A 19,930-nucleotide genomic window follows, 5' to 3' on the forward strand; every position below is an offset into this window, starting at 1 on the left:
ATGGCCATCATCTTCAAACGGGCAGCCACGGACGGAGACTTCGTGGTCGATCAGTCGATCGCCACGGCGGGCGATGCAATCGATCAAAACGGTCAAGCGATCAAGGCAAAGAAATACAACCCCGAAGAGTTCATTGCCAGATATGGGGTCAATTACCGCGACCCAGGCGCTATCTACCAGACACGCACCCAATGGGGGGAAATCCCATCGCTTCCTCTCCCCGTTGCCCCAGCAGACCAGTCGGTCAACGCCAACATCCCGATCATCATTGATGCAGATACGGTCAAGACACTCGCCACGCAAAAAGTAAACCGCCTAGCGCTTGAGCGTCATGAGATCCAGATGTCACTCAGGGCGCGATTTGCCGATATCGAACCCGAGGACATCCTTCAATTCACCTTTGCGGGAAGGCTTATTACCGCCCGCGTCACTGAGGTAACAGTTCGGCCGGACTACCTGGCAGATATAATCTGCACCGAATTTCTGGCCAGCGTGTCAGTATCGATCTCAGGCTCGTCGGGAAGACCAACGGAGCCTCAGCCAGTCGGGACTCCCGATAGCGCTTACTACCATCTCGATATTCCCTTGATGAACGACGGCGACGATCTGAATGGCACGGGTTTTGTTCAGTATCATATCCTTGCTTCTGCGGGCCAACCATATTGGAGCGGCGCGACCCTCTTCAGAAAAGACAATGCTGGTCTTTACCAGCCAGTCTCGGGGCAGGTGACAGACGGGCTTATCGGCATAGCCCTCACAGCGCTCCCGGACTGCGACAACCCATATGTGACAGAGCTAGACCGCAGCCTGACAATCTCAATTCTCTCAGGTGATACCAGCCTCCTGACATCGGCCACGTATCTTGAGGCCATGAACGGGGCGAACATGTTTGCGCTCGGTCAGCCCGGCAGATGGGAAGTCTGCCATGTTCTGACCATTACGAACAATGGAGATGGAACGTACACCTTCACCGGATTCCGCCGTGGCCGAAAGTCTTCAGAGGAATACACCGGCCTTCACCAGGCTGGCGATTTCATGGTTTGGCTTGGAGAAGAAAACGTCCAGAACATCACCTATTCGCTGGCATCTCTAGATCAGGAATTTACCTACAAGGCCGTGGGCATCGGCGATAATATCAATTCAGCCAATGCGGTTCAGAGGACGGTGACCGGCCAAGCCGAGAAAATACCGAAGCCCTGTCAGTTGAAAGCATCAATAGACAGTCCCTCCGATATCAGATTGCGCTGGGTTCGCCGCTCGCGAATGGGCTCTTATTGGGCTGATGATGGCGACTACGAGGCGCCTCTTGGGGAAACCCTAGAGCAATATGTGGTGCGGATCAAAAGCGGCCCCGGCGGCTCGGTCCTCAGAACCATTATGGTCGATGACGCCACCTTCTACGATTATTCCGGCGGGTTTCAGATAGCCGACTTTGGCTCTCTTCGCACAAGCGGGATGCAACTGACATTCGACGTTCGCCAGGTATCTGGAACTGGCGTCACTTGTCCCGCGCGGGAAGCGACTATCGACCTTTAAGGAGGCCACATGGCCAACGATTTGAACATCCCGACCATCGCCGATGGTCAGGCCGATGGCCAATGGCAGACGAGCAATGATGCAGATGCCGCAGTGGCAAATGCGTTGGCTGATCTTTATGGCTCTGGCGTTGATTTCTCTGGCGGCAACGTCACGCTGAATTCGACGCAATACCGTTCAGCCTATGTCTTCAAGCCTAGCGCAGCGTTGGCCGCCGCGCGAACCCTTATCCTGCCTGCAGTGAAGCGGCCTTTCGTGTTTCACAATACCGATGCCACATACACTGTCACGCTAAAGAAGACGGACGGCGCATCTCCCGAAACAGCCACATCCATCGCTGTCACGGCCGGGCAAATATTCTACGGCTACACGGATGGAACCGCGTCCGGTTTGTTCGGTGCGGCAATCGCCACGTCTGGAGCGGCTACCCCGGTAGCCTATGATCTGCCGCTTTCATTCCCGGGCACGCCGACGGCAGGCCAATTGTTGGGGAAATTAATGGTTGTGCGCGATGTCGCGCTGTCAGCCAATTTCTCCGGCTCTTATGGTCATGTCGGGACAAATCCGGCGGCGACGTTTGCCATTGATGTCCAGGATAATGGAGTCTCGATCGGGACTATCTCCATATCCACCGGTGGCGCCTTCACATTCACGACCGCAAGCGGAACTGCAAAGACCATATCTGCGGGCCATCGTCTGGAATTCTACGCCCCGGCAAATTCTCCGGCTGATGCATCGATAGCCAATATTGCCGCAACCCTGAAGGGCACCGCCTGATGCTTCTTTCGACAGGAGCCCTCTTCGGTGGCGCGCTATCGATTTCAGGCTCTCCAACCCTCTCGGCCACCGAAGATTCCCCCTATGGAAGTTTCACCGCGCGTGCTGCGGGTGGATCGCCACCTTATACGTATTCTTTGGTTGGAAGCTGGCCAGCAGGATTGAGCATCAATTCATCAAGCGGCTTCGTCTCTGGAACTCCAACGCTCGCGGGCGTGTATTCGGGTCTATCTGTCAGGGTCACTGACCATGCCGGCACGACCAAAGACCTTTCTACCTTCACAATCACTGTCTCTGAAGCTCTGGACACCATCCAATCAGCCATACCTGGCGTGTTCGCCAACAGCGACGGCCCGAGGCAGTCGGCGCTTCCTGGCTCCTATATCAACGAGGCATAATCAATGACGCTTCGCTATGTGCGCTCTGGTGCCGGCGGTGCTGCGACTGGTGCAGATTGGGCAAATGCCTATCTGACCCTTGCTGCCGCGCTGACTGCTTCTGCTGCGGGTGATACGATCTATGTCTCGGAAGAACATGCCGAGACGCAGGCAAGTTCGATGACACTCACTTCTCCCGGAACGGGCGTCAGGGTCATCTGCGTCAACCATTCCGGTTCTGTGCCTCCGGTCTCGGCAGATCTTAGGACAACGGCCACCGTGTCTGTCACCGGATCAACTGTCATTACATTCGGCGGCGTGTCGAGTGACACGGAATACGAGGGCATTACATTCTCGGCCGGATCGTCGAACCTAGCCACCAGAATTGATATTGCTACAAACAATATATCGGTATCACTGAAGTTCAAAAATTGCCTATTGAAACTTAATTCGACATCCACGGGTAGCGTTATCAATGTTGGGGGCACGTCAACAAGAGGTTGCTTCATAGCCCTTGAAAACACGCAGCTGCAATTCGGCTCTACTGCACAATCCGTCGTCATTGCTGCCGCTTTCGTTTGGCGCGACACGGCCAGCGCGCTGGCGGGGGGTACATTCCCGACCACCCTGTTCACCAACGTCAGCAACGGAGGCGGGGAAGCTGATGTCGCCGGCGTTGACCTCAGTGCAATCACGGGAACGATATTCGGTGGGGGGGCCAATTCTGCAGCGCTCCGCTACATAATGCGCGATTGCAAGATCAATGCTTCAGCTACGATAGGAGCAGCGCCTACAGCGCGCGGGACATACAAGGTCGATTATATCCGTGCGGATTCCGGCGGCACCAATTACAAACAAGGCCGGATTACCTATGACGGGTCTACCAAGGAAGAAACGACCATTGTCAGAACCGGTGGCGCCACTGATGGCACGACGCCACTTGCCTGGAAGATAATCACTACCGCAAACTCCGGCCGGCACTTCCCCTACGAAAGCGCTCCCATCGCCATCTGGAACGATACAACAGGCTCGAGCATCACGGCGACTATCGAGGGCATTGCCGCCTCCCTGCCGAACAACGACGAGATTTGGATCGAGGTCGAATATCTGGGATCGGCCTCATCCCCGAAAAGCTCCTTCGTCAGGACATGTCCGGCCGACACGCTTGCCGCGGCTGCGGCAGTTACCACCAGCTCATCGACGTGGGGCGGCTCAACATCAGCGTTCAAGCTTGCGGCTACGTTCACACCGCAGCAGAAGGGATGGATTTTCGTGCGGGTGTGCGCGGCGAAGGCGTCGGCGACGTTCTACATCGATCCAAAGATCACGCTTTCATGAGAAAGGGGCCGGCGCGATGAAGCGCCGACCCCTCCCGCCGATAGTCTGGCCAGGGGTAACCTCCAAGTCAGCCCAAACCATCTATCGAATGCGCGCTGGTTCAGGGCGCGCAAACTGCTCATGATATCATGCGCCGCCGGCCGCAGCGCCAGTGCAGTTAAGGCCGGCACCGTTCACCGTGTCGGCGCCCAGATTCGTGCATAGCGTGCTCCATGCATTGGTGACATAGACTCCGACCGCGATGATGAACGTGATGACGGCAGCGGTGATGATGCCGATGAGGATCGAATACTCGACCATGGCGGCACCGTTTTCGTCAGCCCGGAAGGCCTTCGCGACGTTCAAAAGCTTCTTCATGTGGAATCCCCTGTTTACCCAAATACCCGGACAGAGGTGCTCCTGAAAGATAGCTCATCCCCCGGTCCCGAAGGTGATCCTGTTCCCGTCATCCGGCTGGAGTCAACTATCCTTTAACGAACGGTTAACCTTTGGTTGCTTGGCGCGCCTAAGTCGTTCCAGCTAAGTGGCTGCATACATTCGGGAATTCAGCCTCTTTACCATAGTCAAAAGTGGTATGCCCGCGCTCAGCGTCCTGTAAGTGGCAGATATACCCCGTTATTTAGCCATCGCTTAACATTCAACTACCGCGATCACGGAACAATTGCCCATGCGCCTGATCAATCCAACGAGGACCAACCCTTGCCGCTCTGAATTCGGCTAATCCCCGATTGGTGGATGCCGAGCATCCTACTCAAAGCGCTCTGAGAGAGTTTACCCTTCATCGACCGAAGGAACGTAACTTCTTCTTTCGTCAACTTCGCCGACCAGTTTCGTGCCCCACGCGTGTCGGTCCAATGCGAAAACTTATCGTGCATGTTTTCGACATGCGTCTTCCAACTCAAATGGTTCTTGCTCACGCAACCGAGGTGCCCGTTGCCGCAGGAATGAGCGGCTTCATGTTTGGCTGTTGGTGGCGGCCCGTTTTTGTGCTCGCAGGCGAAACGGGAAACGATAGTCCGTTTTCCATCCAATTGGAGCGAGCCGTAGCCGCGGCTTTTGGCATATGGCCAGAAGAGGCACTCGTCGCCTTCATAGGTCAATACCACTTCATGCAGGAACCGTAAGGGCGCTCCTCGTTCTGTTCGGCTAGGTCGCAGGCCGCCAGTTTTGCGCATTCGGGTATAGTGCATTTGGCACCAACCGAGCGCGAGATGCGGCTTGCCGCAACCGGACACTGAACATACACGTGAATTAGCCATCTCGACCTCCTGTAAGGTTGGGCTTGGTTAGAGCGCGTCGCCGGGCTGCAATCCCCGCGACGCGTTCGCTATTTGTACCACAAAAATCGCAGGATTTACAACATGCTAGTGACCAACTGGCGTGTCGTTTTACGTCACGCTTGGACTGTTCGGATAGCCATTGGCATCGCTCTGCTCAATGGCGTCTACGTCACTGTCGCCATCCTCACCGACCGTATGCCTATGCCGCCTATCTGGCTGGCTTTCGTTAACGGCCTTTTAGCAACAGCAGTACCGCTGGCGCGCCTCATCCCGCAGAAGAAGATTTCAGGAGACGATCAATGAGCCGCATTAAGAAAGGCGGGGCCTTGGCCGCGTCTGTCGTCGCACTTGTCTCCGGTTTCGAGGGCCTGCGCACCTATGCCTACCGCGATCCCGTGGGCATCCCGACGATCTGTTTCGGCGAAACTCGCGGCGTGAAGATGGGAGATCACAAGACGCCAGCCGAATGCAAGGACATGCTCATCTCCCGGCTTGCTGAATTCGAGACGGGCATGCGCAAGTGCCTCGCCAGCCCTGATACGATCCCAGACAACGCTTATGCGGCGTTCCTGTCACTGTCATACAACATCGGAACAGGCACATTCTGCAAGTCATCGGTGGCGAGGAACGCCAATGCCGGCAACATTCGCGCGGCCTGCGATTCCATCCTCGCTTTTAATAAGGCCCGCGCTGCTGGCGTCCTTGTCACACTTCCCGGCCTCACCAAGCGCCGCGCCAAGGAGCGCGAGCTGTGTCTGCGGGGCCTCCAATGAGCATCTGGTTCGCTCTCCTCATGGCTGGCGGTGTTTTCGGTGCAGCCATCGTCATTAAGGTTCTGTCCGGCTATGTGCGGGGGATGCCGAAATGAGATTGCTCCTTCTTATTCCGGCGCTCCTGTTCCTCATTGCTGGTCATGGGATGCTCGCGTCTGCCACACAAATCGCCATCCGTCGAAACAATTCAGTATGGAAAACAGCCATGCCCGAATTCGGGGGCGCCGTTCTTTCCTATTCCTTGGCGGCTTTGTTTGCCGCTTTGGCCGGGGGCGCGCTGTGACCTGGCTCATCGGACAAATTGCCTTGCGAACCGGGCTTGGTTCGCTGCTCTCGTCGCTCATTACCTACGCCGTCATCGCAGCTCTTGCGGTTGGTGGTTATTGGCTCTGGAGCAGCCACCTCTACAATTCTGGGTACAGCGATGGCTCAGCCCACGAGCGCGCCGCATGGGTTGCGCAGCGCGAAGAAGATCAAGCCAGGCGCGACGCGAAGAACGCCGCTGATCAGCGCAAGCTCAACGAAATTGAGGCTGAAAACCTCGAACTGGAACGGCTGCTGGCTCAGACGCATGCCGATCTCGAGGAGGCATTGAAAGCCGATAACGCAGACCAGAAGCCAGCGATATCAAAGAACATCGCGAAGGCCATCAATGCGACGGGGCGCCCATGAGAACGCTGCTCCTCTGCACTGTGCTCGCTCTCGGCGGCTGCGCGTCGCTCGACCGGCATTCGGTTCTGCCGCCTGTCACCGCCAAGATTCCGCAATCGCTCAAGCAAGCCTGCCCTGGCGTCGTCACCATCCCCGAGCGGGATTTGACGGAAGCCGACGTGGCCCGACTCTGGGCCAAGGATCGAACCTCACTTGCAACATGCGCTAGGCGCCACGGAGCGCTGGCAAAGGCAGCCTCCGTTCTGGAGGACAGTAAATGACCATCGATAGGGTTACCAACAGCGTCGCCGTCGCTTCAGTATTCTCCCAATTGTGGCTCCCATCGCTCGCCGACGTTTCGCAGACGGCGGCTCTTCTCCTGCCTATCGCGGGTCTGGGGTGGCTCATCATCCAGATCATCTGGAAGGTCACCGGGCGCGACCAATGACACCGCAAGCCCGCTTTGTTCTTGGCGTCCTCGTTCTTGCGTTCCTTGCCTGCCTGACTGTCACCATCCTCCTCTCCCTCAAAGGCTAAATCCCATGAACCGCTTTGTCCTGAAGCCGGCCCTTTGGCTGGCCGCCTTGGTTTGCGCCGTTCTGTTCTCTGCTATTGGCATCGCTCATGCTGCCGATAAAGCCGAACTGGAAAAACTCCAGAAGGAAGTCCTTGGCGTCACCGTCCAGCTTAACGGCAATTGCAGCGGCACCATCATCTATTCCAACCGCGACAAGGTGAGCGGCGAAGTCACCACGCTCATCCTATCGGCCGGCCATTGCGCCATCGACAAGGATGCAGACCAGCGCATCGAGGTGCCGGTTTACCAGGCCAACGAAATCGTCAAGAAAGACGCATATGTCGGCCGCGTGCAAGGCATCTACTTCAACGCCGATCTGTCGCTTTGGAGGCTGAAGGACAAGCAGACTTTTTTCCCCAATGTGGCGAAGCTGGCGCCGGAGAATCCTACCTTGCTTATGGGCGAGGATACGTGGACGGCCGGCTACCCGTTGGGCGCAGCCCTGACCATCACCAAGGGCATGTTCATTTCCAAGGAGACGAACGACTACGACAAGCCTGGCCGCGTCTACTACAGGGTTACGACCGACATCGCGCCTGGTTCCTCGGGCGGCGGGATGTACCACAAGAATGAGGCCGGCGATTACGAGTTGTTGGGCGTCACCACCGCCGGCATGCGCGGTTTCCCCTACTTCGGGCTTTACACACAAATTTCCGACATCTACGCCTATCTGAAGGTAGCGGCTCCCGACATCGTTATCCCGCCAACGGAGGCCGCCAAGTAGGGCCGCAATCCCTCAATTCTCCGCAACAAAACCAGGAGATGAAGGATGGCGGCTCCGCCAAAGTTCTCCGATGCCGATCTGAAATTCCATTGGGACCAGACCGGCAATATCCGTGAAACGGCACGGCGATTGAAAGTCCAATACTCTGCCGTCCATGAACGCCTCGTCAAGGGCAACTTCATTCAAGCCGCCACCTTCAATCCAGATCGCGGCGGCTACACCTCCAGAACCATCCCCGAGGCGACCACCCTCATCGTCCCCGACCTCCAGGCGCCAGCACATCACCCCGACGCGTTGGCGTTCCTCTGCGCTATCCGGGACAAGTTCAAGCCAACCAACATCGTCTGCATCGGTGATGAGGTGGATCTGAATTGGCTCTCCGATTTCGCCAAGATACCGGAGGCGGACCAGCCCCACAGCGAATGGGGCGCTGCCCAATCATTCATGCGGGCCTTCTATGCGGCGTTTCCCGAAGGCGTCTCATGCATCTCAAATCACGTTGAGGGGCGCATCGCCAAAGCTCGCACACGTGGCCGATTGCCGGCGGCATTTCTGCGGCCGGTGGAAGACCTCCTTGATGCGCCAATTGGCTGGAGCTGGCACACCTCCATCCGCATGGGCGATATTCTCATCCGCCACGGCCACCGTGACACCGCTGGGCTCAAGCGGGTTATCGTTGAGGAAATCCCCGCCGAACATGGCCGGCATCTCTCCCTCCTCATCGGCCACTTCCATTCACGGATCGGTGTCGCCACCCCTGACATCAAGATCGGCGAGAAGTTCTATTGGGGCGCCTTCACGGGATGCCTGGTGGACCCTCGCCATCCGTTCTTCTCGTATTCCAAAGGCACCGAAAAGCTTGGGACCGTGGTCCTGATGCACGGGCGGGTCGTGCCTATTGCCATGTCGCTCAATGAGCATGGCCGGTGGACAGGTGTTCTATGAGCAACAGCAAGCTTCGTATCCGCGTTGATCTGGGCCCGGACGGAAAGACCCCGAGCTATGAACTCCTGCACAACGGACTGAAGATATGCGACCTGAGCTTTGTGGATGTGGTGGAGTTTCTGACGCAAGCGGCGAGCAGCCTGAGATGGGAGCGGGAGCGGATGAGGTAGACGAGCTAGCGCGAGAGCTATTCCACAAAGCCGACGCTACCGGTCTGTGGAGTTGCGCCGATCACGGCGTGCAGCTCTATTTCCGTAAAGAGGCGGTGCGAAAATTGCAACAAAGCCATCGTATTATCCTAGACGAATCCGCCTGATTTTGCTATAGAAATCAGTGGGACTTAGCGCGAGAGGCTTCGGTCTGTCTGCGGTGCGACGTAGACCCTCGCACGGGTAGCGCGGTTCTTCAATTTGCTGAGCCAAGCAGGTGGTAGTAGCCGGTGCAGGCACAGCTTAGGCGGCGCGAATGCCGCCTCGCATCTTCCTTCCCTCCCAGCCCCTTGCTATCCTCCCCGGATGAGCGAAGGACCAACCTTCATCAGGCATCGATTTCCAAGGGCTCATGCAAAGGCTCGGCGTGGTACAGCACTTGGCCTAAGTCGCGTCGATCGAACGCTTGCCCGCAGACAGGGCAGACCATGAAGTGACCTATCTCGCTCACGGGCTCCTCACCGTGACGTTTGCCCGTCTTGCCGATCGTGGGCAGTTCCAAAAGCTTCATAACCACTCGTCCATCAAATTTCGCTAAAATGCCTGGAACCGATATGGCTCATCCAACTTGAGTCCCGGTTGTAAGGTATGTGTTGAATGCGTAACGAGAAACCCCGGCTTAGGTTCATCAAGCCGCTGGAACCCATCCAGGTGGAAGAGCCACCAATAAGCGACGACTGGCTGCACGAGATCAAATATGACGGGTTCAGAACGCAGGTTATCCTGGACTGGGCCGGTGCCAGAGCATTCTCCAGGAACGGCCATGACTGGTCCAAGCGCTATTGGCCGATCGTCCAGGCGGCGGAAAATCTCCCCGCAAAATCCGTCATTCTCGATGGCGAGATGATCGCGCCGGAACCGGACGGGCGGCCGAACTTCCACGAGATGCATTCCCGCATGACATGGAACGCCGAGCTGCTCGCGTTCGTGGCGTTTGACATCCTCTATCTTGATGGCGAGGATTTGCGCGCAACACCCCTTATCGAGCGCAAGGCAAAGCTCTGGAATCTCATCAAGCCAGCCAAGGGCATCATCCAATATTCGGACCATGTTGAGGGTGGCGGTGCAGAGTTCTTCAAGGCAGTTGAGAAGATGGGCCTTGAGGGTATGGTGTCGAAGCGTCGGGAGAGTCTATACCGTTCCGGCAAGATGGACGCCTGGGTCAAGACGAAGTGCTGGGAGGTTGGGGACTTCGAGCTGCTGGGCATCAAGCGGGAGCCGGGCAAGCCTGTGGTGGCCTTGATGGCGAAAGATGGCAAGTATGCCGGTGGCGCGGCCGTCACGCTTCCTGCGGGCATTAGGGAGCGGCTTTGGAAGCGGGTGGAGCAGGGCAGAGCCGTGAAGCCACGGAATGGTGTCCCTACTGTCGCCAGAGGCCCTGACATCGAATGGGTGAAGCCCGGCATCACGGGCCGGGTCAGATTCCTTCGCGGCGAGCACAAGCTTCGCCATGCGACAATGCAGGACTTTCGGGAGGAATGATATACCCCAAACCGTTGAAAGCTTTTTCGACATGCTCGCCGCTGAGCAGTCATGTTCTTCAAAGTTCGCGCAGGAGAAAGTGAAAGGCCGCCAAACCGTTTGCAGCGGAGAGGCGGCCCTGAGATGATCAGCAACCGAATGAGAGGCGGTAGAGCCTCGCGATCACTAGCATACATCTTAGAATCGCACTTCTGCCGCCTCTTTTCAAGAGCCATCTGCTACACTCGGCTCCATGAGCACCATCCAAGAGCGCATAGACCGCGGCGAGAGAATATGCGCGTGGTGCAACAACCCCACATGCTACTCTCCCGGCCGGGAACTCGACCTGCATGCTCTCCGCGACAAGCTCGGGCCCGACCACGGCGCGATGCATGGTGATCTGGTGCCATTGCTTCGATGTAGCCTCTGCGGCTCCAGGAACGTCGGCATCACCATTCATGTGGATAATAGCCGGAAGCCGGATTTGAAATCACCATATGCCAGGAGCGGGGGCGAATAGGTCACATCCCCCACTCCTATTACCGGACCGGCGGCTCCGGGAGCGGGAATAGCTCGAAGCCAGCTCCGATCTCACCCTCTTCGCCATCTTCCTCAAGCTTGCGCCGCAGCCACTCGCGGCTGATGAATTTCGGATGGCCGCACACGATGCATGGATCGCTGGTTTTCGTGTTCTTGCATTGGCAATATGTACGCTTCATCACCTGATCTCGCCTTTGCAGTGCTCGCCTTTGCAGTGCTCGCCTTTGCAGTGCTCGCCTTGAGCCGCGCCGCATGAGAGGCATTCGCCCATACCACCAACGAGGTTCGTTTCGCAGCGTGACGGCGGATGAGTGCATGAGCCGTCACAGTCGCCGGGGCGGTAGCATTCGCAATCTTCGCTCCCCCGCGGCCACCCGCATGCTTCACGCCATTCCCCCCAAGAGCAATCACGCTTTCGGAGGGCGTGCGCGACGGCCGACAGAACGATGTTGCGATGGTGAACGCTTACTGCAAACTCTGGGTTTTTGCGGCCTCTGGTTTCAACATCGAGATGGACGCGCCTCAGAAGTTCATCAGAGGGGAAGCCTATTTCTGGGTCTAGTTCGTTTGACAGGAGGGCTTGGGCGATAGTATCCGCCAGCCCATCAACCGCATGCTCTGACAGATGGCCAAACGAGTTGCCGGCTTTCAGCCATTGGTCAAAATCGCTGGCGAATTGCCGCGCTGCGGTTCGGATGTCTTCCGGCATCTCACTCGCCATGGTCTAGCTCCTGTGATGATTGGGGAGATCGCCAGCCGCGACAATCGGGGCATTGTTCGAAGTCAGCCCAGCCGTGTTCGCAACGCGCCGTCATCCCGCGCACCCATGACCGGCGCTGAGCCGCGAACATTTCCTCGCGCTGCTCTGGTGTCATGCGGGCAATCCGCTCTTTTGCCTCGGCTAGCAGTTTGTCGATCTCGCTCATCTCTCTCTTCCTTGTTGAGGCTTTTGAGGCGGGTTAGCGAGCCACGAAGGCCGCGAGATCGCCGTCAAGTCTGAACCATTCGCCGGACAGCCTGTGCGCGGCAAAATGCGCGTGGAAGTACCTTTCGGTCTGATCGGTTCCCGGGATGATCTTGATAATCTCGGCGGGCTCAGGACACGCAGTCTGGATTGATCGGAGGCGCTGCCCTACCTTGCGCGAGAACCCGATCTTCAGGCTGTTGCCCATGCGGAGGAAATACACATAGCCAGGACTGCCCGCCTCGCCGCTCATTTCGCGCAGCGGGGCAGGTGACTTCGGCTCCGATGTGCGCCGACCCTTCAGCGCAGCCTCATATGCGATGTTGAAGACCGACGGATCGACCTTATCAGGATCGGGAAGCCGGAGGCGTGGCCCGGTCTTCGTTCGCCTAAAGTAGTAGACCGTCTTTCCGTGCCGGGTCGTTTCCCGGGTGACGTATTTGCGTCGGGTGGCGGCCAGTTCGCGAAGGTTGGCACCGGCCCGGACTTCCTTAATTCGCTGCTCAAAATAGCTGGTCATCAGTTTTACAGGCCCATTGGTTTCAATGGATAATTTCAGGTCCAATATAGCCCAGTTTTGCAGCTAAAGCCATTGAAAGCGTTGAAGTTTTACAGCCTTCCAAGCTGAATATGCGGGTTCGATTCCCGCTACCCGCTCCAGATTTCCTCCTCGCATGCCCCAAAGAAAACGCCGCGCGCCGAGAGGCGCAGCGTCTTCATTTCATCTAGCCTGTTAGCTGTTGAAGGCCGAAGCAACCTGATGGTGCTGCGGGATCTGGCCGTTCGGCGTCAGCTTGTCGACGATGCCGGGCAGCGCCGTGGAGAGCTGCTGCAGCAATTCCTGCTCGTTCATCCCGGCGCGCTGCGCGATCTCGCGGATCACCGAGGGCCCGAGCGCCGAGCCGAGATCACCCGGGTTGATCGGTTGGTTCTGGCCGGTGCCGACCCAGGAGTCGGCGACATTGCCGTGGCCAGCGTTCTTGAGCTTGTCGAGCAGGCCGCCGAGACCGCCGAGCAGGCCGCCATCGGCGGACGCGTCGGTTCCCGCAGGCGTCGGCGCCGGCGCTTGCGGCGCGGCCGCCTCTTCGCTTCTGCCGCTCAGCATCTTGCCGACCAGAAGCGCGCCGAGCGCGATCATCAGGGGTTTGGTGATGTTGCCGCCCGGAACGGCATTGTCGAAAAGGCCCATAATGGATCTCCTTATCCAGCCAAGTCCGCCCGGCCCCAGAATGGCGCAAACGGACGGAATTTCAAGCTGACTTGAGCTTTTGACAATCATATGAACATGATTGGGGCGGCGGGGGAATTTTGGAGGGAATTATGGGCATCATCAGTTGGATCATTCTCGGCCTTATCGCCGGGTTCATCGGCAGCAAGATCGTCAACAAGACAGGCCAGGGCATGATCATGGATATCGTGCTCGGCATTGTCGGCGCCATCGTCGGCGGGTTGATCTTCAGCGCCTTCGGCTCGGCGGGTGTCACGGGTCTCAACATCTGGAGCCTGATCGTGGCCGTGATCGGCTCGATCGTCGTGCTTTGGGCCTATCACCAGATTTCCGGCAAGCGCACGCTGTAGAAGGCCAGGGATCAGCCAGTAGGCCGCTGGAGGTCGACCCGGTCGGGTCGACCCAGGCTGGAAGCGCGCCGTCAGGCGACCATGGCCAGCCGGCGTTTTCTTTCGTCGAGTGAGACGATGATGAGGCCGCTGGCCATGACCAGCAGGATGCCGCAGACGGCGAGCGCGTTGGGAAACTGTCGGAACACCAGCAAGCCCGAAATAACTGCCCAGACGGTGAAGCAGTAATAAAAGGGCGCGACCGCACTCGTCGGCCCAACCCGGTAGGCCATGAAGATGAAGAAATGGCCGAAGATCAGGAATAGGCCGGCGCCGGCGATCAGGAGCAAATGATGTCCTTCGGGCATCACCCATTGCTCGGAGACGAGATGCGCCGCGCCTGAGCCGACCAGCACCACCAGGACTGCGGAGATGGCGACGATCATGCCCGGCACCTCGGCACCCACCTTGCGCCCGGCAAGGTCGCGCACCGCCGCGAAGGCGGCGTTGCCGAGCGCCAGCAGCGCATAGGCCGAAATGCCCTGCATGGTCGGCTGCGCCACCATGAGCGCCCCGACAAAGCCGAGACCGATCAGCGCCATGCGCATGGCGCCGATGTTTTCGCCGAACAGCATCGAGGAACCGACCAGCACGATGAGCGGTGTGACTTGCCCGAGCGCGGTGGAATCCGCGATCTGCATGTTGGCTAAAGCCACGACGTAACACAGGATCGCCAGGAGCTCGAACAGGTTGCGGCGCAGCACCTTGCGCTCGAAGAGCAGGGCGATCTGCCTGGCATAGCCCAGCATCAGAAGCAGCGGCACGCCCCACAGAGTCGCGGCAGCACCCCGCAGCAGGAGCACTTCATAAGGCGGCAGTCCGGTGGTCGCGAGCTTCATCATCGTGTCGTTGACGAGATAGGATCCCGTCGAGATGATCATGAACAGCGGACCGCGGAGATTGGATGGAATGAACTGCATCCGCCGACAAGATCAGAGCGGCGTCGCGGCGGCAATGGGCCAGGCGGGAGCCTTTGATTTTATGCACCGCAGCCCTATATCCGCGCCATATCTCGTGAAATCGACCATTGGTTCGGGTCGAGCGGCAATCCGCTCAGCCACAAGGTACTTGTGTTTTTCGGCCGTTGTCGCTAATCGCCCCGCATTCGACTGAACTGAAGGTCAAGGCCGTCCAAGGAAAGAGACTATGGCAAAAGGTAAATTCGAGCGCACCAAGCCGCATGTGAACATTGGCACGATCGGCCACGTCGATCATGGCAAGACGTCGCTGACGGCGGCGATCACGAAGTATTTTGGCGAATACAAGCGCTATGACCAGATCGACGCAGCGCCGGAAGAGAAGGCGCGCGGCATCACGATCTCGACGGCGCATGTCGAGTATGAGACGGCCAACCGTCACTATGCCCATGTCGACTGCCCCGGCCACGCCGACTATGTGAAGAACATGATCACGGGTGCCGCGCAGATGGACGGCGCGATCCTGGTGGTTTCGGCCGCCGATGGCCCGATGCCGCAGACCCGCGAGCACATCCTCTTGGCCCGCCAGGTCGGCGTGCCCTCGATCGTGGTGTTCCTGAACAAGGTCGACCAGGTCGACGACGCCGAGCTGCTTGAGCTGGTCGAGCTCGAGGTTCGCGAGCTTCTGTCGAAGAACGAGTTCCCCGGCGACGACATTCCGATCGTCAAGGGCTCGGCTCTGGCTGCTCTTGAAGACTCCAACAAGACCATCGGCGAGGACGCCATCCGCGAGCTGATGGCTCAGGTCGATGCCTACATCCCGACGCCGGTTCGTCCGCTGGACAAGCCGTTCCTGATGCCGATCGAGGACGTGTTCTCGATCTCGGGCCGCGGCACGGTTGTGACCGGCCGCGTCGAGCGCGGTGTGGTCAAGGTCGGCGAGGAGCTGGAGATCGTCGGCATCCGTCCGACCGTCAAGACGACCTGCACGGGCGTGGAAATGTTCCGCAAGCTGCTCGACCAGGGTCAGGCCGGCGACAACATTGGCGCGCTCTTGCGCGGTATCGACCGCGAGGGTGTGGAGCGCGGCCAGGTTCTGGCCAAGCCCGGTTCGGTCAAGCCGCACAAGAAGTTCGTGGCCGAAGCCTACATCCTGACCAAGGACGAGGGCGGCCGTCACACGCCGTTCTTCACCAACTACCGTCCGCAGTTCTACTTCCGCACGACGGACGTGACGGGCATCGTGACGCTGCCGGCCGGCACCGAGATGGTGATGCCCGGCGACAACATCACCGTCGACGTCGAGCTGATCGTGCCGATCGCGATGGAAGAGAAGCTGCGCTTCGCCATCCGTGAAGGCGGCCGCACCGTCGGTGCCGGCATCGTCGTCACCATCAAGGAATAATCGATCCGGCACTTGCCGGTTCGGCAGGAAAGGGCGGTCCTCGGGCCGCCCTTTTTCTTTGGCAGCAGTATTGGCCTGACCTGCTCAATTCTATTGCAAGCACCGTCACCGTAACTAATATGGGTGTACCGAGGGGCTTGCCAGACGTGGTTTCAACATTCCGTTCAAAGACCATGCGGTGTTGGCGCGAGCTGCTTCGGCTGGGATTGGCCGCTGCCGCAGGGCTGGCCACCCTCAACGCCGCCGCGAAGGAGACGCCTCCGGACTACGGTCCGCCGATGCGTTTCGTCGTCGTGCGCAGCAGCGCGCCGGGCTGCGAGCCGAACTGCCCGGAATGGATTTCTGCCGAAGGCACGATCGAGGCCGGCACGCCGGCGCTGCTGAAACGCCTGCTGAAGACGCTTGGCGGGCGGCAATTGCCGATCGTCGTCAATTCTCCCGGCGGCAATGTCGATGCCGCGCTGCAGCTTGGCCGCATGGTCCGCAAGAACAAGCTCGATATCGCGGTCGGCATCACGGAGTTTTCCGGCTGCTCGCCGGGGACGAAGAATTGCCGGGACAATGACGGTAAGGACCAGCCCTATTTCGGCGTCGCTTATGACAGCGGCGCGATGTGCAATTCGGCCTGTCCGCTGATGTTTGCCGGCGGCATCCGCCGCGTGGTCGGCGAATGGGCCTATCTCGGCGTCCATCAGATCACCACCACCTACCAGCGCGAGAAGCTGCTCTACCGAACGACCTATCGGATCGTGAGCGGCAAGAAGAAGATCGTCAGCACCAGGGTCGTCAGTCGCAAGAGCGCCGGCAGCTACAAGACCTATGAGATGAGCAAGGCAGTCGAGAAGCGGCTGTCGGCCTATCTGAAGGAGATGGGTGTCGAGCAGGGTGTGCTCAGCGTGATGAAGGCGACGCCTGCCAGCGACATCAGGCAGATCGAGCCCGAGGACATGCTGGAGATGAAGCTCGTCACCAGCCTGGATTCGCTCGATCTGCTGACCGAGAAAGCCATCTGCCAGCGCCAACCGGCGCCGGCGAATTGTCGCGAGATTCCCACCAACGGCGCGCCGGCCGCGGTCGCAGCCGTCGAAACCGGGCCTTCACCCATTGCCCCTGTTCCCGCACCCGCGCCGCAGGCCAACGAAATGCGCTTCGTCCTTGTTCGGGGCAGCAATCCGCTTTGCAATCCCGACTGTCCGGAATGGATTTCGGCGGAAGGCAGGATCGCGGCAGGTACCGCCGACAAGTTGCGCCAGCTGCTCGATACGATCCGGGAGCGCCCGTTGCCCATCATCGTCGACTCGCCGGGTGGAGACGTGCAGGCTGCGCTTGCCGCAGGCCGGCTGATCCGCGAGCGCAGGATGGACGTCGCGATCGCGCGAACGGATTTTCTCGATTGCGATCCGGGCGAAGTGGGGTGCGTCGCACCTGACGGGTTCCATACCGGCCTCACCATCGATGCAGGCGCCGAATGCGATGCGGCTTGCGCGGTGATGATCGCCGGCGGCGTCCGGCGTTTGGTCGGCGCCAATGCGAATTTCCTGGTGCATTCCATGGGCATCGAAGACAAAGTCAAGGCGTATCTTGACGAGATGGCGATCGGCTCAGGCTTTTTCGTTGCCATGCAGTCTGCCGAATATGCCAAGCACAGGGAACTCAGCCGGGACGAACTGAAGACATTCGGACTGACGACCGGGCCACAATCGGTGGACGCGCTGACCGGCGCCACCATTTGCAGATCCGCGCCCAGGCCGGACAATTGCCGCGTTCTTCCGGCCGCCGATGCCGAGGCGAAGGCGCCGGCGAAACTCTAGATCAGGATGGCGTTTCGTTGAATCGCCATCCTGATCTAACTCTTTGTTGGAGCATGATCTTCTCCAAAAACGGGTTCCCACTTTTTGCATTCGCTGACCTTCAGTTCGGGATCATGCTCTAGCTGCGCACTGGCCATCGAGGCAGGTTGAGCGGGGCAGGGCGCTGACGCTATCTTGCTGTATGCACGGGGAGGAGCGGCGATGAGCGAGGACATCCCGACTTTGTACGAATGGGCCGGCGGCAGCGAGGCGCTGAACCGGCTGACACGGACCTTTTACGACAAGGTGGCGGCGGATCCGATCGTCGGTCCGGTGTTCGAGCACATGTCGCCGGATCACCCGGCGCATGTCGCTGCCTTCATCGGCGAAGTCTTCGGCGGGCCGAAGACCTATAGCGAGACGCATGGCGGCCATCGCGAAATGGTGATGCATCATCTCGGCAAGCATCTGACCGAGGAGCAGCGCCGCCGCTGGATCAGTCTCCTTGCCGACGCGGCGGATGAGGTCGGCCTGCCCGACGACCCCGAGTTCCGCTCCGCCTTCATGGGCTATATCGAATGGGGATCGCGGCTGGCGAAGATGAATTCGAATCTGGGCGAGACCTGCGATCCCGAGACCGAGCCGATGCCGGCCTGGGGCTGGGGAGTGCCGGGCGGACCTTACAAGCCGCCAGCCGGGAAGTCGTAGGCGCGGGCGCCCGCGATCGATTGCAGGCAGCTGCGCGATTCAGATTTCTGGCAAAGCTTCCAAAACGGCATCGGAGTGCTCTTTACAGAGCGCACGGAAGCTTTTAGGAAGCGCCTGCGCCGAACAAGCGCATGCACGGGCATAGCTCAGTTGGTAGAGCGGCGGTCTCCAAAACCGCAGGTCGTAGGTTCGAGCCCTGCTGCCCGTGCCATCTTTCCAAATGCCAAAACGAGGCCTCCGCGGTTGAAAATCGGCGGGTGGCTTGCCACATGACGCAAATTCGGGCATAAGCCCCGTATAGCCGGGACGGGACGACTGGATGGTTCCGAGGCGGCGTTGAGACATAAAGCGGACCCTTGCCACTTGCGTGGATTAAGAATCGGTTTTATGTAGACAAGACAGACACGCGACGCGTGGAGCTGGGAAGCCGGCTTTACGCGTCTGATTTGCGTGGGTGAAATAGCGGCGCTGATTCGCGCCGCATAGAGCCCAGGCGGCACGTCCCGGTCAGCGGGATCATCCAGGAGGCCCGGCCAACGGGTCTCGAAAACAGGCGGCGCATGGCTTCGAAAACCACTAATCCCTTCACCTTTCTCCAGCAGGTTCGCGCGGAGACGGCCAAGGTGACATGGCCTTCGCGGCGCGAAACCATGATCTCGACCGTGATGGTCCTGATATTCGCGGTGATCGCGATGCTGTTCTTCTTCGCTGCCGATATTCTGATGGGCTATGCGATCGAGTGGATCCTGGGTCTCGGGCATTAATTCGGCGGTTTACGGAGAGGTCGTGAAATGACTGCGCGGTGGTATATCGTCCACGCCTATTCGAACTTCGAAAAGAAGGTCGCCGAGGACATCGAGAACAAGGCCAAGCAGAAGGGCCTGTCGGGGGACATCGAACAGATCGTGGTCCCGACCGAGAAGGTCGTCGAGATCCGTCGCGGCCGCAAGGTCGATGCCGAGCGCAAGTTCTTCCCGGGCTATGTGCTCTTGAAGGCCAATCTGACCGATGCCGTGTTCTCGCTGGTCAAGAACACGCCGAAGGTCACCGGCTTCCTGGGCGACTCCAAGCCCGTGCCGATCACCGAGACCGAGGCGCAGCGCATCCTGAACCAGGTCCAGGAAGGCGTCGAGAGGCCGAAGCCTTCGGTCACCTTCGAGATCGGCGAGGCGATCCGCGTTTCGGACGGTCCGTTCGCGTCGTTTAACGGCGTCGTCCAGGAAGTGGACGAGGAGCGGGCCCGCCTCAAGGTGGAAGTTTCGATCTTCGGGCGCGCCGTGCCCGTCGATCTGGAATTCGGACAGGTCGAAAAGGGCTGATCCGTAAGCCGCGCCGAAAGGC

28 protein-coding genes and 1 tRNA gene are annotated in these 19,930 nt (G+C 59.1%); 21 read left to right on the top strand and 8 right to left on the bottom strand.

The window, feature by feature from the left end; genetic code table 11:
• From LB553_RS01195 to LB553_RS01210, 4 genes are read left to right on the top strand one after another with little or no spacing between them, the layout of a single operon-like run.
• Entirely contained in the window at positions 1–1,536 is a 1,536-nt protein-coding gene (locus tag LB553_RS01195; protein ID WP_224509713.1) for a phage tail protein, read from the top strand.
• A gap of 9 nt (positions 1,537–1,545) precedes the next feature.
• Entirely contained in the window at positions 1,546–2,313 is a 768-nt protein-coding gene (locus LB553_RS01200; RefSeq protein ID WP_224509716.1) for a hypothetical protein, read from the top strand.
• Entirely contained in the window at positions 2,313–2,711 is a 399-nt protein-coding gene (locus tag LB553_RS01205) for a putative Ig domain-containing protein (RefSeq protein WP_224509720.1), read from the top strand. The genes LB553_RS01200 and LB553_RS01205 overlap by 1 nt, the downstream gene beginning before the upstream one ends.
• A 3-nt stretch (positions 2,712–2,714) precedes the next feature.
• On the top strand, positions 2,715–4,028 hold the full coding sequence (locus LB553_RS01210; RefSeq protein ID WP_224509723.1) for a hypothetical protein: 1,314 nt from the start codon (positions 2,715–2,717) through the stop codon (positions 4,026–4,028).
• Between the two features lie 126 nt (positions 4,029–4,154).
• Here LB553_RS01210 and LB553_RS01215 read toward each other — a convergent pair whose 3' ends face one another.
• Both LB553_RS01215 and LB553_RS01220 read right to left on the bottom strand, forming a co-directional pair.
• The gene (locus LB553_RS01215; RefSeq protein ID WP_224509726.1) at positions 4,155–4,385 is read right to left on the bottom strand and encodes a Flp family type IVb pilin; all 231 of its coding nucleotides are present in this window, start codon (positions 4,383–4,385) and stop codon (positions 4,155–4,157) included.
• A 320-nt stretch (positions 4,386–4,705) separates the two neighbouring features.
• Positions 4,706–5,128, bottom strand: a complete 423-nt coding sequence (locus LB553_RS01220) for a helix-turn-helix domain-containing protein (protein WP_224509729.1) — start codon at positions 5,126–5,128, stop codon at positions 4,706–4,708.
• A 261-nt stretch (positions 5,129–5,389) separates the two neighbouring features.
• On the opposite strand from LB553_RS01220, the gene LB553_RS01225 reads away from it, so the two are divergent.
• The 9 genes from LB553_RS01225 (at position 5,390) to LB553_RS01265 (ending at position 9,148) form a co-directional block, all read left to right on the top strand.
• On the top strand, positions 5,390–5,611 hold the full coding sequence (locus LB553_RS01225) for a hypothetical protein (protein WP_224509733.1): 222 nt from the start codon (positions 5,390–5,392) through the stop codon (positions 5,609–5,611).
• Entirely contained in the window at positions 5,608–6,081 is a 474-nt protein-coding gene (locus tag LB553_RS01230; RefSeq protein WP_224509736.1) for a lysozyme, read from the top strand. The genes LB553_RS01225 and LB553_RS01230 overlap by 4 nt, the downstream gene beginning before the upstream one ends.
• A gap of 91 nt (positions 6,082–6,172) precedes the next feature.
• On the top strand, positions 6,173–6,364 hold the full coding sequence (locus tag LB553_RS01235; RefSeq protein ID WP_224509738.1) for a hypothetical protein: 192 nt from the start codon (positions 6,173–6,175) through the stop codon (positions 6,362–6,364).
• Entirely contained in the window at positions 6,361–6,753 is a 393-nt protein-coding gene (locus LB553_RS01240) for a hypothetical protein (RefSeq protein ID WP_224509743.1), read from the top strand. The genes LB553_RS01235 and LB553_RS01240 overlap by 4 nt, the downstream gene beginning before the upstream one ends.
• Positions 6,750–7,013 (top strand): dehydrogenase, encoded by a 264-nt coding sequence (locus LB553_RS01245; protein ID WP_224509746.1) that lies wholly within the window; start codon positions 6,750–6,752, stop codon positions 7,011–7,013. Before LB553_RS01240 ends, LB553_RS01245 begins: the two co-directional genes overlap by 4 nt.
• The gene (locus LB553_RS01250) at positions 7,010–7,180 is read left to right on the top strand and encodes a hypothetical protein (RefSeq protein WP_224509750.1); all 171 of its coding nucleotides are present in this window, start codon (positions 7,010–7,012) and stop codon (positions 7,178–7,180) included. Before LB553_RS01245 ends, LB553_RS01250 begins: the two co-directional genes overlap by 4 nt.
• 94 nt (positions 7,181–7,274) lie before the next feature.
• Entirely contained in the window at positions 7,275–8,033 is a 759-nt protein-coding gene (locus tag LB553_RS01255; RefSeq protein WP_224509754.1) for a S1 family peptidase, read from the top strand.
• Positions 8,034–8,078: 45 nt separating this feature from the next.
• Entirely contained in the window at positions 8,079–8,978 is a 900-nt protein-coding gene (locus tag LB553_RS01260) for a hypothetical protein (RefSeq protein WP_224509757.1), read from the top strand.
• The gene (locus tag LB553_RS01265; protein WP_224509760.1) at positions 8,975–9,148 is read left to right on the top strand and encodes a hypothetical protein; all 174 of its coding nucleotides are present in this window, start codon (positions 8,975–8,977) and stop codon (positions 9,146–9,148) included. Before LB553_RS01260 ends, LB553_RS01265 begins: the two co-directional genes overlap by 4 nt.
• 367 nt (positions 9,149–9,515) lie before the next feature.
• On the opposite strand, the gene LB553_RS01270 is transcribed toward LB553_RS01265, so the two are convergent.
• Entirely contained in the window at positions 9,516–9,698 is a 183-nt protein-coding gene (locus LB553_RS01270) for a hypothetical protein (RefSeq protein WP_224509762.1), read from the bottom strand.
• A gap of 86 nt (positions 9,699–9,784) precedes the next feature.
• Between LB553_RS01270 and LB553_RS01275 the strand changes: the two genes are divergently transcribed.
• A complete protein-coding gene (locus LB553_RS01275; RefSeq protein ID WP_224509765.1) occupies positions 9,785–10,669 on the top strand; it encodes an RNA ligase family protein in 885 nt (294 codons plus the stop codon).
• Between the two features lie 697 nt (positions 10,670–11,366).
• On the opposite strand, the gene LB553_RS01280 is transcribed toward LB553_RS01275, so the two are convergent.
• From LB553_RS01280 to LB553_RS01295, 4 genes are all read right to left on the bottom strand, one after another.
• Positions 11,367–11,909, bottom strand: a complete 543-nt coding sequence (locus LB553_RS01280; protein ID WP_224509768.1) for a hypothetical protein — start codon at positions 11,907–11,909, stop codon at positions 11,367–11,369.
• Entirely contained in the window at positions 11,899–12,114 is a 216-nt protein-coding gene (locus tag LB553_RS01285; protein ID WP_224509771.1) for a hypothetical protein, read from the bottom strand. Before LB553_RS01285 ends, LB553_RS01280 begins: the two co-directional genes overlap by 11 nt.
• 33 nt (positions 12,115–12,147) lie before the next feature.
• Positions 12,148–12,717 carry a GIY-YIG nuclease family protein gene (locus LB553_RS01290; RefSeq protein ID WP_224509774.1) on the bottom strand — a complete coding sequence of 190 codons (570 nt, stop codon included), beginning with the start codon at positions 12,715–12,717 and terminating at the stop codon, positions 12,148–12,150.
• Between the two features lie 168 nt (positions 12,718–12,885).
• A complete protein-coding gene (locus LB553_RS01295) occupies positions 12,886–13,341 on the bottom strand; it encodes a YidB family protein (RefSeq protein WP_224509778.1) in 456 nt (151 codons plus the stop codon).
• Positions 13,342–13,472: 131 nt separating this feature from the next.
• Here LB553_RS01295 and LB553_RS01300 point away from each other — a divergent pair, with 131 nt between their 5' ends.
• Positions 13,473–13,730 (top strand): GlsB/YeaQ/YmgE family stress response membrane protein, encoded by a 258-nt coding sequence (locus tag LB553_RS01300; RefSeq protein ID WP_126061040.1) that lies wholly within the window; start codon positions 13,473–13,475, stop codon positions 13,728–13,730.
• A 71-nt stretch (positions 13,731–13,801) separates the two neighbouring features.
• Here LB553_RS01300 and LB553_RS01305 read toward each other — a convergent pair whose 3' ends face one another.
• Positions 13,802–14,689, bottom strand: a complete 888-nt coding sequence (locus tag LB553_RS01305) for a DMT family transporter (RefSeq protein ID WP_224509781.1) — start codon at positions 14,687–14,689, stop codon at positions 13,802–13,804.
• A 226-nt stretch (positions 14,690–14,915) separates the two neighbouring features.
• On the opposite strand from LB553_RS01305, the gene tuf reads away from it, so the two are divergent.
• The 6 genes from tuf (at position 14,916) to nusG (ending at position 19,908) form a co-directional block, all read left to right on the top strand.
• Positions 14,916–16,091 (top strand): elongation factor Tu, encoded by a 1,176-nt coding sequence (tuf, locus tag LB553_RS01310; protein WP_224509783.1) that lies wholly within the window; start codon positions 14,916–14,918, stop codon positions 16,089–16,091.
• Positions 16,092–16,264: 173 nt separating this feature from the next.
• Complete coding sequence (locus LB553_RS01315; protein WP_412033172.1) at positions 16,265–17,902, top strand: hypothetical protein; 1,638 nt, start codon at positions 16,265–16,267, stop codon at positions 17,900–17,902.
• Positions 17,903–18,103: 201 nt separating this feature from the next.
• Entirely contained in the window at positions 18,104–18,589 is a 486-nt protein-coding gene (locus LB553_RS01320; RefSeq protein WP_224509787.1) for a group II truncated hemoglobin, read from the top strand.
• A gap of 135 nt (positions 18,590–18,724) precedes the next feature.
• Positions 18,725–18,800 (top strand) — tRNA-Trp (locus LB553_RS01325).
• A 349-nt stretch (positions 18,801–19,149) separates the two neighbouring features.
• Positions 19,150–19,353, top strand: coding sequence for a preprotein translocase subunit SecE (gene secE / locus LB553_RS01330; RefSeq protein WP_095765634.1), 204 nt, complete (start codon positions 19,150–19,152; stop codon positions 19,351–19,353).
• A gap of 27 nt (positions 19,354–19,380) precedes the next feature.
• On the top strand, positions 19,381–19,908 hold the full coding sequence (nusG, locus tag LB553_RS01335; RefSeq protein ID WP_140545994.1) for a transcription termination/antitermination protein NusG: 528 nt from the start codon (positions 19,381–19,383) through the stop codon (positions 19,906–19,908).
• The last annotated feature ends 22 nt before the right edge of the window (positions 19,909–19,930 follow it).

The organism is Mesorhizobium sp. CA8, assembly GCF_020164955.1.
Lineage (GTDB): Bacteria > Pseudomonadota > Alphaproteobacteria > Rhizobiales > Rhizobiaceae > Mesorhizobium.

Excerpts from the sequence above, each read along its gene's own strand:
- LB553_RS01295 (WP_224509778.1), bottom strand. The coding sequence starts at position 13,341 with ATGGGCCTTTTCGACAATGCCGTTCCGGGCGGCAACATCACCAAACCC.
- LB553_RS01300 (WP_126061040.1), top strand. The coding sequence starts at position 13,473 with ATGGGCATCATCAGTTGGATCATTCTCGGCCTTATCGCCGGGTTCATC.
- LB553_RS01215 (WP_224509726.1), bottom strand. The coding sequence starts at position 4,385 with ATGAAGAAGCTTTTGAACGTCGCGAAGGCCTTCCGGGCTGACGAAAAC.
- LB553_RS01195 (WP_224509713.1), top strand. The coding sequence starts at position 1 with ATGGCCATCATCTTCAAACGGGCAGCCACGGACGGAGACTTCGTGGTC.
- LB553_RS01245 (WP_224509746.1), top strand. The coding sequence starts at position 6,750 with ATGAGAACGCTGCTCCTCTGCACTGTGCTCGCTCTCGGCGGCTGCGCG.
- LB553_RS01270 (WP_224509762.1), bottom strand. The coding sequence starts at position 9,698 with ATGAAGCTTTTGGAACTGCCCACGATCGGCAAGACGGGCAAACGTCAC.
- tuf (WP_224509783.1), top strand. The coding sequence starts at position 14,916 with ATGGCAAAAGGTAAATTCGAGCGCACCAAGCCGCATGTGAACATTGGC.
- LB553_RS01280 (WP_224509768.1), bottom strand. The coding sequence starts at position 11,909 with ATGGCGAGTGAGATGCCGGAAGACATCCGAACCGCAGCGCGGCAATTC.
- LB553_RS01250 (WP_224509750.1), top strand. The coding sequence starts at position 7,010 with ATGACCATCGATAGGGTTACCAACAGCGTCGCCGTCGCTTCAGTATTC.
- LB553_RS01320 (WP_224509787.1), top strand. The coding sequence starts at position 18,104 with ATGAGCGAGGACATCCCGACTTTGTACGAATGGGCCGGCGGCAGCGAG.
- LB553_RS01315 (WP_412033172.1), top strand. The coding sequence starts at position 16,265 with ATGCGGTGTTGGCGCGAGCTGCTTCGGCTGGGATTGGCCGCTGCCGCA.
- LB553_RS01230 (WP_224509736.1), top strand. The coding sequence starts at position 5,608 with ATGAGCCGCATTAAGAAAGGCGGGGCCTTGGCCGCGTCTGTCGTCGCA.
- LB553_RS01260 (WP_224509757.1), top strand. The coding sequence starts at position 8,079 with ATGGCGGCTCCGCCAAAGTTCTCCGATGCCGATCTGAAATTCCATTGG.
- nusG (WP_140545994.1), top strand. The coding sequence starts at position 19,381 with ATGACTGCGCGGTGGTATATCGTCCACGCCTATTCGAACTTCGAAAAG.
- LB553_RS01205 (WP_224509720.1), top strand. The coding sequence starts at position 2,313 with ATGCTTCTTTCGACAGGAGCCCTCTTCGGTGGCGCGCTATCGATTTCA.
- LB553_RS01275 (WP_224509765.1), top strand. The coding sequence starts at position 9,785 with ATGCGTAACGAGAAACCCCGGCTTAGGTTCATCAAGCCGCTGGAACCC.
- LB553_RS01305 (WP_224509781.1), bottom strand. The coding sequence starts at position 14,689 with ATGCAGTTCATTCCATCCAATCTCCGCGGTCCGCTGTTCATGATCATC.
- LB553_RS01210 (WP_224509723.1), top strand. The coding sequence starts at position 2,715 with ATGACGCTTCGCTATGTGCGCTCTGGTGCCGGCGGTGCTGCGACTGGT.
- LB553_RS01285 (WP_224509771.1), bottom strand. The coding sequence starts at position 12,114 with ATGAGCGAGATCGACAAACTGCTAGCCGAGGCAAAAGAGCGGATTGCC.
- LB553_RS01235 (WP_224509738.1), top strand. The coding sequence starts at position 6,173 with ATGAGATTGCTCCTTCTTATTCCGGCGCTCCTGTTCCTCATTGCTGGT.
- secE (WP_095765634.1), top strand. The coding sequence starts at position 19,150 with ATGGCTTCGAAAACCACTAATCCCTTCACCTTTCTCCAGCAGGTTCGC.
- LB553_RS01225 (WP_224509733.1), top strand. The coding sequence starts at position 5,390 with ATGCTAGTGACCAACTGGCGTGTCGTTTTACGTCACGCTTGGACTGTT.
- LB553_RS01255 (WP_224509754.1), top strand. The coding sequence starts at position 7,275 with ATGAACCGCTTTGTCCTGAAGCCGGCCCTTTGGCTGGCCGCCTTGGTT.
- LB553_RS01200 (WP_224509716.1), top strand. The coding sequence starts at position 1,546 with ATGGCCAACGATTTGAACATCCCGACCATCGCCGATGGTCAGGCCGAT.
- LB553_RS01265 (WP_224509760.1), top strand. The coding sequence starts at position 8,975 with ATGAGCAACAGCAAGCTTCGTATCCGCGTTGATCTGGGCCCGGACGGA.